Origin of the sequence: Ancylobacter crimeensis (genome assembly GCF_023016805.1) — a bacterium.
Classification (GTDB): domain Bacteria; phylum Pseudomonadota; class Alphaproteobacteria; order Rhizobiales; family Xanthobacteraceae; genus Ancylobacter; species Ancylobacter crimeensis.
In genome coordinates this window covers 15,766-31,172 of the sequence record NZ_JALKCH010000014.1, presented here as the reverse complement: position 1 = coordinate 31,172, position 15,407 = coordinate 15,766, and the positions used below count along the sequence as shown (strand labels likewise).

The window sequence follows — 15,407 nt, the reverse complement described above, 5'->3', positions numbered from 1 at the left end:
CGGAGTATCGAACATCGCGGGTCCTTCGAGACATTGTCCCTCGGTACAAGGCCTAAATGTTCAATACAAGGCATTCCTCCCGAGGATTAGGCTCGCTGTCACTGTGGGGAATGTCAATAAGCCGGACATCTTTCGAGAGGCGCCGGTCAATACCCTGGAGGGCGGGAAGCATGCAAAACGGCAATAACGATCTCGCAGACGGGTACGAAGCCGACATATTGGATGCGCGCAAACGATCGACCTGCATCGAGTCTGCTTTTGCACATGGTGTCAGGGACGAGTTGCGCCGGATCAATTCTTCCCCGGCTTTCGATGCATCCGAGAGAAACCGTCGATTTCTGCGCTATGTCGTGGAGGAAACGCTGGCCGGTCGAGGTGATCGCATCAAGGCCTATGTCATCGCCACGAGCGTCTTCGGCCGGGGCATGGACTTCAATCCCCAGATCGATCCCGTGGTTCGCATGGAAGCGCAGCGTTTGCGCCGGGCGCTCGAGCGATTCTATCTGACGGAAGGTCGCGAAAACGGCGTGAGGATTGCGCTGCCTAAGGGTGGATATGTCCCGGATTTCCAGGAGGCACCACGCAACGTCTCGGACACGGCGCCCGCTATGGCCTTTGCGCCATCCTGTGACGCAACCCTCGCCTCGATCGTCGTGGGGCCATTCGCGATCGAAGGAGATGAGACGCGACTACATGCCCATGACCTCGGGCTCGCCTATCAGCTCATGATCGGCCTCAGCCGATACCCGCGGCTCGGCGTCATCGACGCAGGCGTTGGAGAATGGGTGCGCACGTGGCCCACGCCAAGACAGGGCTCGGATGCCGGGGCCGATCTCGTGCTCACGGGCAGTCGAATCGTCTCCGACAGGACGATGGAGGTGAAGGCCGTCCTGCTCCACGCCGGTCCGGGAAGGGTGCTCTGGGGCTGCAGCTTTCAGCGCTCCATCTGTCCCGGAGGCCTGCTTCATGCCCGTGATGCGTTGGCGCATTGCATCGTGCAGGCCCTTCCCACGCCCGACGAGCTGGTCGAACGGATCGGCTCGTATCGTGAACAAGCGGCACCTGCACAGGATCAAGAAAATGATCATGCGGTACGCGGGGTAGCATCCCTGAGTTACATCCGCGATCGTTCGCGGTTATTTCCGAAAATACCGTAAGATACACTGCGCTTATTGATATTTATCGGACGTATCTTCCAAGATCAGCGTCGGATCTATTTTTTGCCCCGGCAGTAGCCGCCGGGCGTAGGGTGCCGCACGCCTGAACCAACGCCGAACGCGATAGGGGCGTACCATGACGACTGCCCAGTCCTCCACGGAACAACAGCGCATCGACCACTTCTTTTCCATGCCGGCAGCCCGCGCGGACCGGTGGCGGGATCTCACAGGGATCGCCGGAGATTGGGCGAGAGGAGAGGCGGATAGCTCCGGGGTCGTCCAGGCTCTGGATGCGCTCGGATCCATCGAGAATTTTCACGCATTCCCCGGCCGCCGGCTTATGGCGAGTCTGCGCGAGTCCCTCCATATGGGCGTGCCGAGTGCATTCGCGGAGCTCGCGCGGCGCATTTCGCGCTCGATCATCACACGGCAGTACAAGCACAGCGCCGCCGATTGGGAGAGCGACGACCTCACCGTCCAGCTCGATGAATCCACCGTCGACACCCCGATCCAGGGCGGAGGCGAGCGGCCCTATTTCGAGATGCTGCTGGTCACGCCGGAGGCATCGATGCGCAGCAACCGGCTGATCGACGAGATGCGGCGGCTGCGTCGGACTGAAGACGACTTCATCTACGAGGCGGTACAGGTTTCCTCCTTCGAGGATGCCATCTGCGCCATCATCATCAATCCGTCGATCGCGGCGGTGACGCTGTATGAAGGATTCGGCCAGACATCGGTGTACGAAACGCCTCTCCTGCGCAGCTTCCTTGATGCCATCGGCTTCGGGGCGCAGCATGTTGCGCGGGATGATCGCCCGCTCGCCCTGGCGGACGCGCTGAAGCGCATCCGGCCGGAACTCGACATCTACCTGCTGGCGGACCGCCAGGTCGAAAAGCTCGCCGGCGATGACAGGTCCAGCGCGATACGTCGCGTGCTCTATTCGGTCGAGGAACTGCTGGAACTTCATCTGACCGTGCTGGAAGGGGTCGCTGGCCGTTACCGCACGCCCTTCTTCGACAACCTCAAGAAATACGCCCGGCGCCCGATCAGCACATTCCACGCCCTGCCCCTGGCGCGCGGCAAATCCATCCTGCGATCGGACTGGATCCGCGACATGGGCGAATTCTACGGCCTCAATCTTCTGCTTGCCGAAAGCAGCGCGACGACTGGTGGGCTCGACAGCCTGCTGGAGCCGACCGGCACCATCAAGGAAGCCCAGGAAATGGCGGCGCGTGCCTTCGGCGCCGACCGGGTGTTCTTTGTGACCAACGGCACCAGCACCTCGAACAAGATGGTGCATCAGGCGCTGGTCGCGCCAGGTGACATCGTGATCCTCGATCGCAACTGCCACAAATCGCACCATTACGGCCTGGTGCTCGCCGGCGGCCAGCCTCTGTATGTCGAAGCCTTTCCGATGGTCGAGTATTCGATGTATGGCGCGGTTCCGCTCGCCAGCATCAAGAAAGCTCTGCTTGACCTGAAGGAGGAGAGTCGGCTCGATCGTCTCAAGATCGTCGATCTGACGAACTGCACCTTCGACGGTCACATCTACAATACGCGCCGCGTGATGGAAGAGTGTCTGGCGATAAAGCCGGACCTGATCTTCCTATGGGACGAGGCATGGTTCGGCTTCGCGCGGTTCTCGCCGTTCTTGCGCGCCCGCACGGCAATGGGCGCCGCCGGGGAGATCGAGAACTGGATGAAGACCCCCGAAGCCATCACCCAGTATGAGCGCCAGCAGCAGGAACTCCGACCCTCGCCGAGACGGGAGGATCTGCTCGCGATGCGACTGATTCCCGATCCGCGGCAGATCCGTCTCCGCGTCTATCAGACCAACTCCACCCACAAATCGATGTCGGCACTTCGGCAAGGTTCCATGGTTCTGGTCAAGGATGTGGACTTTCCCTCGGTGGAGACGCAGTTCCGCGAGGCCGTCTTCACCCATGCCTCGACCAGCCCGAACCAGCAGCTCATCGCCAGCCTCGACATTGCGCGGCGGCAGATGGAACTCGAGGGGTACGGGCTGGTCGCGAATGCCATCGAGATCGCGCTCGACATCCGGCGCGAGGTGAATGGTCATCCGCTCATCTCGAAATATTTCCGCGTGCTCGGCGCGGACCAGATGGTGCCGCCCGAATACCGGAGCAGCGGCTTCACGGACTTCCTCGATCCCGGCATGACCTGGGTCGATCAGGTCCGCAGCATGCACGAGGACGAATTCTGCCTCGATCCCACTCGTATGACGCTCGTGTGCGGCCTGGCGGGGTTCGACGGCACCGAATTCAAGGCGTTGCTGGCCAATACTTACGATATCCAGTTGAACAAGACATCGCGCAATTCGGTTCTCCTGCAGTCGAACATCAACAATACGCGGAGCGACGTTGCGCATCTCATCCGGGTTTTGCTGGAGATCAGCAAGGACATCGAAGAGCGCCTCGCACGAAACGGCGGACCGAGCCGCGAGGCCTTCGGGAATCGCGTCAAGTCGTTGATGACGGATGTGCCGGATCTGCCGAATTTCAGCCGTTTCCACGAAGTATTTCGCCGCGATGCCGGAGATCTCACGCCCGAGGGGGATATGAGGATGGCCTTCTACGGAGGTTATGACCGGGCGGCCACCGAATATGTCCCCCTCTTTTCGGAGGAATGCGACCGACGACTGAAAGAAGGGCCTGAGATGGTTTCCGCGAACTTCGTGATCCCCTATCCCCCCGGCTTTCCGATCATGGTCCCGGGCCAGGTGATCACTGCAGAGACCATCGACTTCATGCGCAAGCTCGATGTCAAGGAAATCCACGGCTACGAGCGGACAAAGGGGCTGAAACTGCTCCAGCCGGATGTCATCGCTGCGAAAGCACGGGCATAGGAGGATCACATGCAGTCTTTCTTCCAGTGGCTTGCGGTCAATCCGTTCATCCTTCTGTTCCTGACGGTTGGTCTTGCGGTCTGGCTCGGCCGCCAGTCGATCGGCGGCTACGGGCTCGGCATGGTGGCCGCCGCGATCGTCATCGGAGCCGGCCTTGCAATCGTGGCGTCGACCTACGACATCAAGCTCGCGATCGATAACTTCGCCAAAAGCCTCTTCTACTATCTGTTCATGTACGGGGTGGGCCTGCGTGTCGGTCCTTCCTTCATCAACAGCCTGGGCGGTGACGGCCTGAAGTTTACGTTCTTGGCCGTTGTCAGCTCCGTCATCGGTCTCGCCATCGTCGTCCTCGGCGCGAAGATGTTCGGCCTGCCGGTGGGTGCCGCGGGCGGAATGCTTGCCGGCGCCATGACAATGTCGGCGGCCATCGGGTCGGCGGAGCAGGCCGTGACCAGCGGTGTCGTCACCCTGCCGCCGGGCTCGACCGCCCAACAGGCGACCGCCATGATTGCGGTGTCCTACGGCATTACCTATATCTGGGGTACGGTCGGCATCATCCTCATCACCAAATATCTGCCGAAATGGTGGGGGGTCGACGCGGCCGAGGCGGCACGGGCCTATGAGAAGGAGCACGGCGTTGCGAGCGGCGACGGGCCCGTGCTGACAGGCTGGCGGCCGGGCTCCCTGCGCGCCTATCGCCTGGAGAACGAGGCTCTGGTGGGACGTTCCCTGCAGGATCTCGTGCGGGCGAATCCCGAGTACCGCGTCGTCAATCTGGTCCGCGATGGCGGCGTCGTGGATCTGGCCGACGACGTGACGTTCAAGCGCGGCGACATCATCGCGATTGGTGGCCGACGCGAGGCCATGATGGAGAAAATGGGCCTGATCGGGCCGGAGGTCGCCGACCGCCTCGCATTGGACGTGCCGCTCGATCGCGCCGAGATCGTGGTGGCCAACAGGGACGTCACCCGCATGTCGCAGGCGGAGCTGCGTGCCCTTCCCGGCGTGGACCAACTGCAGGTGACCAGCGTCGAGCGCGGTGGCGTGCCGCTGCCGGTCGGCAACGACACCAGGCTGCAGCGCATGGACATCGTGTCGGTCATCGGCCTGAAGAGTGCGGTCCAGCAGGTGGGCGGCCTGGTGGGGCGCATCGTGCGTCCATCCACCGCGACCGATCTTTTGACGCTCTCCTTCGGCATGATCCTCGGTTTCCTGATCGGATCCATCGAGTTCCCGGCCTTTGGCGCGTCGGTTGGGCTCGGCAATGCCGGTGGCCTTCTGGTGTCGGGCGTGATCGTGTCCTCGATCGTGGCGCGGCTGCGCTTCTTTGGGAACACGCCCACGGCGGCGCGCAACGTGCTTGAGGATCTCGGTCTGGTGGTCTTCGTGTCGATCGTCGGCATCAATGCGGGCGCATCCCTGCTCTCGCAGTTGACCGGCGCGATCGCACTGAAGATCTTCGTGATCGGTTTCCTCGCCTGTTCGATCCCGCCCTTTGTCGTGTGGGCGATCGGCTATCACATATTCCGCATCAATCCGGCCGTGCTGATGGGGGGTGTCGCCGGTGCGCGCAGCCATAGCGGCCCCTGCCGCGAGGCGACGGTGGAGATCCAGTCCAACGTGCCCTGGATCGGATTCCCGGTCGGATACGCGGTGTCGGGTGTTCTGCTGACCGTGTTCGGCTATTTCGCCATGGTCCTCGCCGGCTGATCTGCCGCCGCGTCCGGAGTCTTCCCAGATGGCCGCTGTCGCGTCCTTCCTCGTCAGATATCCCGAGCTCGCACTCTACCTCACCATTGCGATGGGCTATCTGATCGGGTCCATGAGGTTCGGAGGGTTTTCGTTCGGGCCGGTCACGGGATCGCTGTTCGCGGGCATTCTGATCGGCCAATTCGCCGAGGTGCCGATCTCGGCCATGACGAAGGCCTTTCTCTTCCTGCTGTTCTTGTTCGGCATCGGATATTCGGTAGGTCCGCAATTTCTGCCGACCCTCCGGAAGGACGGATTGAGGTCGGTGGCGCTTGCCCTGGTGTGTACCGTCACCGGCCTGTTCACCGCTCTCGTCGTGGCCCGCCTGCTCCATCTGGATGCCGGCTTCGCGGCGGGGCTGCTGTCGGGAGCCCTGACCCAGAGCCCGGCGATGGGCACCGCAACGGAGGCCATCGGTTCCCTGCCAATTAGCGAGCCCGAGAGGGCCCTGCTCATCGCCCACGTCGCTGTCGCCGATGCCGTCTGCTATCTCTTCGGAGCCGCGGGTGCGATCTGGTTCTGCAGTGCCGCCGCGCCGCGCCTGCTCGGCATCGATTTGCAGGCGGAGGCTGGCAAGCTCGAAAAAGCGCTGGGCATCAAACGTCCGCTTGCAGATACGGTATCCGGTTATCGGCAGTTCGAATTCCGGGCCTATCGCGTCGTGGAAGGCGGCCGGGCCGCAGGCAAGACGGTCATCGAGGCCGAGCATCTGGTTCCGGACAGCCGCCTGTTCATCCTGCGCGTCAATCGTGGCGGCGCCACGCGAGACGCCACACCCGATCTGCGTCTCGCGATCGGTGATGTCGTGGCGGTGAGCGGGCGTCGCGAGGCCATTGTCCAGTTGCTCGGCGCGGAAGCAGAAGAGGTGGAGGACCGAACGCTTCTTGAGTTCCCTTTCCTGATCAGCGACGTGCTGCTGACGCGGCGCCACGGCATGACGGTGCTGGATGCGTCACAGGAGGAGTGGGCTCGCTATCTCTACCTGCGTTCGGTCACGCGGGGAGGTGCCGAGCTGCCGCTGATCCCCGATCTGGTCCTGCAGCGGGGCGACATCCTGACCATTGTGGGTCCCGAGGGGGTGGTGACGCGGGCTGCCGGCGAGCTCGGCTCGCTGATCACCAGCACAACGGCGACGGACTTCGTGACGCTGGGCTTTGCCATCTTTCTGGGCGGTCTCGTCGGCGCGCTCATCCAGATCCCAATCGGCGGTATCTTAGTGTCGCTCGGTACCAGCGTCGGGGCGCTGATGGCAGGTCTCGTGGTGGGGCATCTGCGCACCACATATCCGCTCTTCGGCCGCATTCCCGATAGCGCGGTGTCGCTGATGACCTCGCTTGGTCTCGCCGCCTTCGTCGCGCTCACCGGACTTCACGCCGGGCCGGTCTTCCTGTCGGCGATCCGCGAGGTCGGGATCAGCCTTCTGATCGGGGGAGCGGTGGTGACGCTTACGCCTCTTCTGGTGGGTCTTTATTTCGGTCGCTACGTATTGCGCATGAATCCTATCCTCCTGCTTGGCGGAGTTGCCGGTGCATTGACGATGACGGCGGCCATGGCGGCCGTTCAGGATCGCTCGAAGAGCCCGGTGGCGGTTCTGGGGTACACGCCCGCCTATCCGATTGCGCAGATTCTGCTCACCTTGTGGGGGACGATCATCGTGGCCACCACCGGGTCGTGAGCGAACATCTTCGAAAGGGGCACCTGCATCGATCGGATAGAGCAGGCGCTCCGTAACCTACAGTATGATACGCCCGGAGATCTTGATGCCGTGCGATCATATGGCCGGCACGCACGATCCCCACCGTCGACCGGAGCCGGCGCACCATTGGCGTTCATCATCGGCAAGAGATGGTATCATGGGCAAGCAACGGAAATCCGTGGAGGAGCAGCGGCCCGCAGGGCAGAAGCTCTCCCGCAAGGCGTATGAGGAGGAGCTGCGGCGTCTTCACGGCGAACTGGTGGCTTTGCAGGAATGGGTCTGCGCGACCGGCGCCAAGATCTGCATCATCTTCGAAGGACGTGACGGAGCGGGAAAGGGCGGCACGATCAAGGCCATCATGGAACGCGTCAGTCCGCGTGTCTTCCGTGTCGTGGCGCTGCCGGCACCAACCGAGCGCGAGAAGAGCCAGATGTATTCGCAGCGTTACCTGCCTCATCTTCCCGCGGCAGGCGAAGTCGTCATCTTCGACCGCAGTTGGTACAACAGGGCCGGCGTCGAGCGCGTGATGGGTTTCTGCACGGAAGATCAGGCCGAGAAGTTTCTTGCAGGTATTTCCTCGGTCGAGCGCGTGATCGCCGAATCCGGCGTCGTACTGCTGAAATACTGGCTCGAGGTCACTCCGGATGAGCAGACGCGGCGCATCGAAAGCCGGATGAGCGATCCGCGCAAGTCGTGGAAGCTCTCGCCGATGGATCTCAGGTCCTATAGTCGCTGGTACGACTATTCGCGGGCCCGTGATGCGATGTTTGTGGCATCCGACAGCGACTGGGCGCCATGGTATGTCGCCGACTCAAATGACAAGAAGAAGGCGCGTCTCAACATCATCACGCACCTTTTGTCGAAAATTCCTTATGAAAAACCAAAGTCGGAAAAGATCACCCTGCCAAAGCGACAGAAGCCCCATGGTTATGTCGAGCCGGAAGACGTCATGCATCATGTGCCGGCGGTGTTCTGAGCCGGGATATCCGGTCGCGATCTGCAAGGGAGGAAGAAGATGAGCGATGCGGCGAAAGCCCAGACCGAATTGGGCGACGAGAGCTTCATGTCCGCAACGGATCTGCGGGGCTACATGGACAAGATCGCGGCCGTTCGGGCGCATGAGGCGGTCGACACCATGGATGCGGCGCAGAAGGCACGGAAGGAGTTGGAAAAGCAACTCGCGACGCCCATCGCGCTGACCCCGGAGAAGGTCCACGAAATCACCAGAAACCTGCTGGCCAAGCTCAAGATGGCCGCCGAGCGCGGCGACACCGAGATCATGGTGATGCGCTTTCCGGTCAGTCTGTGCACCGACCACGGGCGGGCTATCAACAACACGCAGGCCCATTGGCCCGAAACCCTCACAGGGCGGCCGCGCCAGGCCTTCGAACTCTGGCAGGAGCGGCTGAAGCCCGCCGGCTACAGGCTATCCGCCATGATCGTCGAGTGGCCGAACGGCATGCCCGGCGATGTCGGCATGTTCCTCTCCTGGGGGAACTAGCCGCAACGGCGTGCCATTTCGAGGGAGCATTTCATGACACCCGCAATCAATCCGGCCCCGCCGGAACATCTGCCCTTCTTCATAACGGCGCCCGGCGATGCCGACATCCTCATGATCATCGCCGCCTTGACGTTGATCGGCGCCGTGCTGTTTGCCGGCGTGTTCTTCCTTTATCTGCATTCGCTGCCCGAGCGCATGGCCCATCGCAGCCAGAAGCTGCAGCTTGAGATCGTCGGCGTTCTGTGCCTGCTCGCCCTCTTCACCCATGTGCACCTGTTCTGGGTGGCGGCCTTGCTGCTCGCCTTCATCGACCTGCCCGATTTCGGCACACCGCTGAACCGCATCGCCCGCGCGTCGGAAGCCGTGGCTGGCCTGCCGCCACCGCCGGCGCCGGGTGATCGGGCAGACCTCTCATCCGCGCACGCATCCGGTACCGGGCACGTCCCGCGCGCAATCGGGGAAGGCGAGCATGCTTGAGCTTCTGCTCTGCTCGATGCTGACCGTTCTGCCGGACTATCTCTATCGCCGCTATTGGCAGGGCAAGCGGTTCGGATACGAGATCAACATCTACTCGGTCTGGTACGAGCTGCGATACGGCATCGTATCCTGCCTGATGCTCACGGTCGGGCTCATCACCATCATCTTCTACAATCACCCGGCGACCGGAAACGTGACTGCCTATTTCCGCACGATCCCGATCGCGCCGGAAACCATCGGGCGGGTGGCCGAGATCTATGTAGGCCAGACGGACCATGTCGAGGCCGGCAAGCCGATCTTCCGACTGGACAGTTCGCGCCAGGAGGCCGCTGCGGAAAGCGCGCGCCGCCGGATCGCGGAAGCCGATGCCGCGATGGTGGCGGCGCGGTCCGACGTCGCTGCTGCCGAAGGCGGGGTTACGCAGGCCCGCGAGGCGCTGCAGCAGGCGAACGATGAACTCGCCACCAAGCAGGAGCTGTTTCGGCGCAACGCGGACGTGGTCACGAAGCGGGAGATGGAGCGGCTGCAGAATGTCGTTGACCAGCGCACGGGCGCGGTCGCATCCGCCGACGCGGCGAGAGAGAGCGCTAAGGCCCGGCTCGACACATTGCTGCCGGCCCAGCGCGCGAGCGCGGCGGCGGCACTGGCGGAGGCGGAGGTCGAAATCGCCAAGATGGTCGTCCGCGCCGGCGTCAGCGGGCGGGTCGAACAGTTCGCGCTGCAGGTCGGCGATATCGTCAATCCGCTGGCGCGCCCGGCCGGCGTACTTATTCCGGATGGCATCGGTCGCAACCGGCTCATCGCCGGCTTCGGCCAGATCGAAGCGCAGATCATGAGGCCCGGCATGGTGGCGGAGGCGACCTGCATCTCCAAGCCCTTCACCATCATACCCATGGTGGTCACCAAGGTGCAGGGCTTCATCGCGGCGGGACAATTCCGTGCCGGCGAACAGCTTCTCGATGCCCAGCAGGTGCAGCAGCCCGGCACCATCACGGTGTTCCTCGAGCCGCTCTATGCGGGTGGGCTCGATGACGTGCCGCCCGGCTCGAGCTGCGTGGCGAACGCCTATTCCGACAATCACGCCCTCATCGCGTCCGGCGACGTCGGCATCTTGAGGGCGACCTATCTGCACGTCGTCGACACCGTTGCGCTGGTGCATGCCCTGTTGCTGCGCATCCAGGCGCTCATTCTGCCGATCGAGACCCTCGTCTTCAGCGGGGGTCATTGAACGATGGGACATGTGCAGGGGCGGGGAGGCGAGTATGGGTGACGGGAGGATAGCGGCGAGTGTGGTCACCGCCTTTGCCTTCGTCATTTCTCTCGGCGTCGGCGGGTCGGGGAAGGCAACGGCCCAGAGCGCGGCTCCCGATACCGTTGAAGCGCCGGCCGCGGAAAAGCAGGCCGGCACCGTTGCACGGGCACCGTCCGTCTTCACGGCCGAGGAACTGCGCAAGCTGCTCGCGCCTTACGCACTCTACCCCGACGAGCTGCTCGCGCAGGTGCTGCCGGTCAGCGCCTATCCGATCGAGATCGTCCAGGCTTCGCGCTGGATCGAAAAGAACAAGGCCGCCGTCGCCGCCGGCGATTTTTCCGGTGTCGATTCCCAGTCCTGGGATCCGGCGGTAAAGGCCCTAGCGCGCTTTCCCGACGTGATCGCGAAGCTGAACGATGATCTCGACGCTACCAGCGATATCGGGGATGCCTTCGTGAACCAGCCCAAGGATGTGGCCGATGCGATTCAGGCTCTGCGCCAGCAGGCCAAGGGGAGCGGAGCTCTCAAGACCACGCAGCAGCAGGTGGTCACGACGCAGACCGAGGGTGAGACCCAGTACATCGTTATCGAATCCAACGAGCCTGGCACCATTTACGTGCCGAGCTACGATCCCGATGTGGTCTATGGCGACGGCCTTTCCACGGTTGGTACAGGGGTGATCGGGTTTGGGGCCGGGGTCATTGTCGGAGGTGTCCTGGACAGTGCGTGGGATTGGGGCCGCGGCTGGGTCTATCCACCGCCCTGGCCCGGCTATCTCGGCCATCACCCACCCCCTCCCGGCCAACGACCACCTCCCGGCCAGCGACCGCCCGGCGTGAACGGCGGTGGCGATGCACGCCCATGGCGGCCGGATCCCGGCCGCTACCATCCCGGCCAGGGGAGCAAGCCGGGTCTTGCCGGTGCGGCGGGCAGACGACCGGATGCCGCCCGGCCCGGCGGGGCCGCGGGATTGGATCGCCCTGCATCCGGAGGTCGTCCGAACGTTCCGGGCGCCGCGCCGCCGCCGCGTCGCGACGGGACGGCAGCCGGGCGGCCGGACGGTGCATCCCGGCCTTCGGCCGGCAAGCCGGCGCAGAGGCCGACCCAGAAGCCCGCAGCCCAGCCAAGGCCGCAACCCAGGGCTCCGGTTGCCAACCGGCCACCCGCCCGGGCCCGGCCACGGCCGGATGCCTTCAACGACATCCGGGCTGGTGGCCGAGCCGCGTCCTATGGCCATCGGGGCGCGGCGAGCCGGCAATCCATCAGCCGCCCGCCCGTGCCGCGGGGTGGCGGGGGGGGCGGCGGTCGCGGCGGCGGACGTGGACGCTGAGGAGGCAGCCATGTCGAAGCGTCATTGGATCTTTCATGCGGGGCTGCTGGCGGGCAGTCTGTTGTTCGGGCGTGGACCGGCATCCGCTCAGGAGCATTTTCCCTCGCCCGAAGCCGCAGCGTCCGCGCTTGTCGAGGGTGCACGTGCGGGCGAGGGCGCACTCGACCGGATCTTCGGCCCCAAAGGGCGCTCCTTGCTCAGTTCCGGTGATTCACAGACCGATGCATTCCGCCGCGAGGTCTTCCTCAATCTGGCGGCGGGTTGGGTGGATGTCGTCGACGGCGAAGGCGGCGAGAAGGTGCTGGTGTTCGGCAAGATCGGCTGGCGCTTTCCGATTCCGCTGAAGCAGACCGAGGCCGGATGGTCGTTCGACCTCGTGGCCGGGCAGCAGGAGATCATCGACCGCGCGGTGGGGCGCAACGAACTCACCGCGATCGGGGTCTGCGCGGATTTCGTCGCCGCGCAGCACGAATATTTCGGCGCGTTGCACGACGATGAGCCGGTCGCGCAATATGCCCGTCGTTTCATGAGCCAGCCTGGACGCCATGATGGCCTCTATTGGCCGCCGCAAACGCCGGACGACCGCAGCCCGCTCGGCGAGGGCCTTGCCGACGCGGCGCGCGAGGCCGGCGAGCGCACATCTTCGGCGTTCAACGGCTACGTCTACCGTATCCTGACCCGCCAGGGGCCGCATGCCCCCGGAGGCGCCTATGACTACATGGTCAAGGGCCGACTGCTCGCAGGCTTCGCGATGCTCGCCTATCCCGCGAAATGGGGTGAGACGGGGGTGATGACCTTCCTGTGCGGCCAGAATGGAGATGTCCACGAGATCAATCTCGGCCCGGATACCGCGCATCGGGTCTCCGGGATCGACAGCTTCGACCCCGGCGCCGGGTGGAGGCCGGTCGAGGAATAGGGTCAAACCCGCTTATGCCGGCCGACGGAAGGTCTCGATCACGATGTGGAGGCTCAGGAGAAGCACCCATGCCGGCAGCAGGATGAAAGCCCAGGAAACCAGCGAGCTGCCGAACAGCAGGACCAGGGCGAACAGATAGCCCACGATTGCGATCCCCCGCGGTGCGATGCGCGTGTAGATGACGACCGTGGATGTGGAGATCATGAACATGCCGGCGAGCTTGAGAGCATAGACATTCACCAGGATGAAGATCGTGGCGCGTGCGATGTGGAACGTGGTCGTCCCGGCGAAATCGTCCGCCCCAGCCGTGCTGACCAGCAGAAGGGCGCCGATGATCGCGGCGGAGACGAACAGCACGGCCAGCAGCAGCACGGCGCTGCCGAGGAACACTGTTGCGAAGAAACGATCCTCCTTTTCGGCAAGTCGATCACGCAGCACGCCGACGAACCAGAGGAACGCAAGCCCCGCGAATGGCATCAGGTTCAGCGCCAGGGTGACATCCTCGCGCCCCGTCTTCAGCCAGCGGCCGGGTTCGAGCGGATCGGCGGGCACCGCGGTGCGGAGCAGCACGAGTATCGGAACGAGCAGAGCCGAGAACACAATCCCCGCAACTGCGGCTGCCTTCGGCGTTCTAAGTTCCGTTCGCGGAGATTTTATGGAGTCGTGCATTCCAATCTCCCGAATTGCGTTTTCGCGAGTAAAATATAGAAATAACATAAATAATATTTCAGTTTATACGAGATATATATTTATAGGCCGGAGTTTTTCAGATGCGTAAGGAGTTGCCGCTTCTGAAGGGTTTTTCCGGTTCGAGTATTGCCGGGCTTCGTGCCGAGATCCCGGCGGGCCTTGCCGTTGCGACCGTGTCCGTGCCGAGCGCGATCGCATATCCCGCCATTGCCGGCCTGCCGCCGGAAGTGGGCATCTATTCCGCCCTGTTCGCGTTGCTCGGCTATGCGCTGCTGGGACCTTCGCGGCAAATCATCGTCGGTCCCGACGCCGCCACAATGACGGTGCTTGCGGCTGTGTTGGCCACCATGTCCTTCGCCGGCGGGCCGGATCGGGTGGCGGCGGCCTCGTTGCTGGCGCTCGTGGTCGGCGTGATGTGTCTCGTCGCCGGCCGTTTTCATTTCGGGGTGGTAGCAGCCTTCCTGTCGAAGCCTATCCTGCTCGGCTTCATCAGCGGTGTGTCGCTCTCGATCATGGTCGGTCAGATCGGCCGCTTCACCGGCCTGACTATCCAGTCCGACGGCCTCGTTCCGCCGATCCTCGAACTGATCGCCAAGGCGAAGGGCATCCATTGGCCGTCGGTCGCCCTCGGCGTTTCGCTGCTGACACTGCTCCTGCTGCTCGGGCGGTGGAAATCGCCCATCCCAGGGCCTCTGGTGGTCGTGATCCTCGCGGTGCTGGCCTCGTGGCTCTTCGACTTCGACGCCATGGGCATCAAGGTCGTGGGGCCAATTCCACAAGGCTTCCCCGTCCCTTCCATTCCCCATCCCGCCGATCTTTCGGTCCGCGATATCCTGCTCGGGGCGGCGGCGGTTTGGCTCGTCAGCTTCGGATCCGGCATCGTCGCGGCACGCAGCTTCGGCGCGCGGGCTCGGTTCGAAGTCGATCCCGACGCCGAGTTGGTGGGGCTCGGCGCGGCCAATATCGCCACGGGTCTCTTCAGCGGCTTTCCCGTTACGGTCGCCGATTCCCGCACGGCGGTGAATCTATCGGTGGGAGGGCGCTCGCAATGCGTCGGGCTGGTCGCCGCTTTCAGTCTTGCCGTGATGCTGCTCTATCTCAACGAGGCTGTCCGTATTCTCCCCGTTCCGGCGCTCGGTGCCATCCTCGTTGCCGCGGCGCTTGGGCTCATCGATCTGGATGGCTTTGCCGAACTCTGGCGGATCAGCCGGATGGAGTTCGTCTTTGCCTTGATCGCGCTCTGGGGCGTCCTGAGCCTTGGCGTTTTGAGCGGCGTGATCGTGGCCATCGTGGCGACGCTGGCCTATGTGCTTCTAAAGGAAATGCGCCCGCGAGACGCCATGCTGGGCCGCTGTCCCGGTCGGCAGGGCTTCTACAAGTTGCATCGCACGCCCGCAGCCCGGCCTCTGCCGGGCATTGCGGTGTTCATGGTCCAGGGCAGCTTGCTCTTCTTCAATGTCGACCACGTCCGTCAGCGGCTGAAGAACGTCGCCTCCGGTCTTCCCGCCGATAGCCGCTGGTTCATCCTCGACGCCAGTGCCATCGCCCAGATGGATTCCACCGCGGCCACGATGCTGGGCGAACTGAGAAACGACCTTGCTGCCCAGGGCATCCTGCTCGGCATTGCCGAGCTTCACAGGGAGCCGATGGACATCCTGCGCCGTGCCGGGGTTCTGGAGGCCATCGGACCTGACATGGTGTTTGAAGACCTTGAGGACATTCTGCGCGCTCCCGCTCCGGAACACGGTTCTTAGCATAAGGCCGGAACACCTC

The 15,407-nt window shown here is 63.6% G+C and carries 12 protein-coding genes; 11 read left to right on the top strand and 1 reads right to left on the bottom strand.

Translation table 11 applies throughout. The features are described from left to right. Nucleotides 1–170 precede the first annotated feature (170 nt). The 10 genes from MWN34_RS17660 (at nt 171) to MWN34_RS17615 (ending at nt 12,944) form a co-directional block, all read left to right on the top strand. A complete protein-coding gene (locus MWN34_RS17660) occupies nt 171–1,157 on the top strand; it encodes a hypothetical protein (RefSeq protein ID WP_247030630.1) in 987 nt (328 codons plus the stop codon). A gap of 136 nt (nt 1,158–1,293) precedes the next feature. Next, nucleotides 1,294–4,023, top strand: coding sequence for a decarboxylase (locus MWN34_RS17655; protein ID WP_247030629.1), 2,730 nt, complete (start codon nt 1,294–1,296; stop codon nt 4,021–4,023). 9 nt (nt 4,024–4,032) lie between these two features. Further along, complete coding sequence (locus tag MWN34_RS17650; protein WP_247030628.1) at nt 4,033–5,733, top strand: aspartate:alanine exchanger family transporter; 1,701 nt, start codon at nt 4,033–4,035, stop codon at nt 5,731–5,733. A gap of 28 nt (nt 5,734–5,761) precedes the next feature. Next, complete coding sequence (aspT, locus tag MWN34_RS17645; protein ID WP_247030627.1) at nt 5,762–7,447, top strand: aspartate-alanine antiporter; 1,686 nt, start codon at nt 5,762–5,764, stop codon at nt 7,445–7,447. Nucleotides 7,448–7,625: 178 nt separating this feature from the next. Then, nucleotides 7,626–8,444, top strand: coding sequence for a polyphosphate kinase 2 (gene ppk2, locus MWN34_RS17640; RefSeq protein ID WP_247030626.1), 819 nt, complete (start codon nt 7,626–7,628; stop codon nt 8,442–8,444). A 39-nt stretch (nt 8,445–8,483) separates the two neighbouring features. After that, nucleotides 8,484–8,969 (top strand): hypothetical protein, encoded by a 486-nt coding sequence (locus MWN34_RS17635; protein WP_247030625.1) that lies wholly within the window; start codon nt 8,484–8,486, stop codon nt 8,967–8,969. 33 nt (nt 8,970–9,002) lie between these two features. After that, the gene (locus MWN34_RS17630; RefSeq protein WP_247030624.1) at nt 9,003–9,446 is read left to right on the top strand and encodes a hypothetical protein; all 444 of its coding nucleotides are present in this window, start codon (nt 9,003–9,005) and stop codon (nt 9,444–9,446) included. Then, nucleotides 9,439–10,674 carry an HlyD family secretion protein gene (locus tag MWN34_RS17625; RefSeq protein ID WP_247030623.1) on the top strand — a complete coding sequence of 412 codons (1,236 nt, stop codon included), beginning with the start codon at nt 9,439–9,441 and terminating at the stop codon, nt 10,672–10,674. Before MWN34_RS17630 ends, MWN34_RS17625 begins: the two co-directional genes overlap by 8 nt. Before the next feature lie 34 nt (nt 10,675–10,708). Then, complete coding sequence (locus MWN34_RS17620) at nt 10,709–12,028, top strand: DUF3300 domain-containing protein (RefSeq protein ID WP_247030622.1); 1,320 nt, start codon at nt 10,709–10,711, stop codon at nt 12,026–12,028. A gap of 10 nt (nt 12,029–12,038) precedes the next feature. Beyond that, entirely contained in the window at nt 12,039–12,944 is a 906-nt protein-coding gene (locus MWN34_RS17615) for a DUF2950 domain-containing protein (protein WP_247030621.1), read from the top strand. Nucleotides 12,945–12,956: 12 nt separating this feature from the next. On the opposite strand, the gene MWN34_RS17610 is transcribed toward MWN34_RS17615, so the two are convergent. After that, entirely contained in the window at nt 12,957–13,514 is a 558-nt protein-coding gene (locus MWN34_RS17610; RefSeq protein ID WP_247030620.1) for a hypothetical protein, read from the bottom strand. A 200-nt stretch (nt 13,515–13,714) separates the two neighbouring features. Here MWN34_RS17610 and MWN34_RS17605 point away from each other — a divergent pair, with 200 nt between their 5' ends. Further along, a complete protein-coding gene (locus MWN34_RS17605) occupies nt 13,715–15,388 on the top strand; it encodes a SulP family inorganic anion transporter (protein ID WP_247030619.1) in 1,674 nt (557 codons plus the stop codon). Nucleotides 15,389–15,407 lie beyond the last annotated feature (19 nt).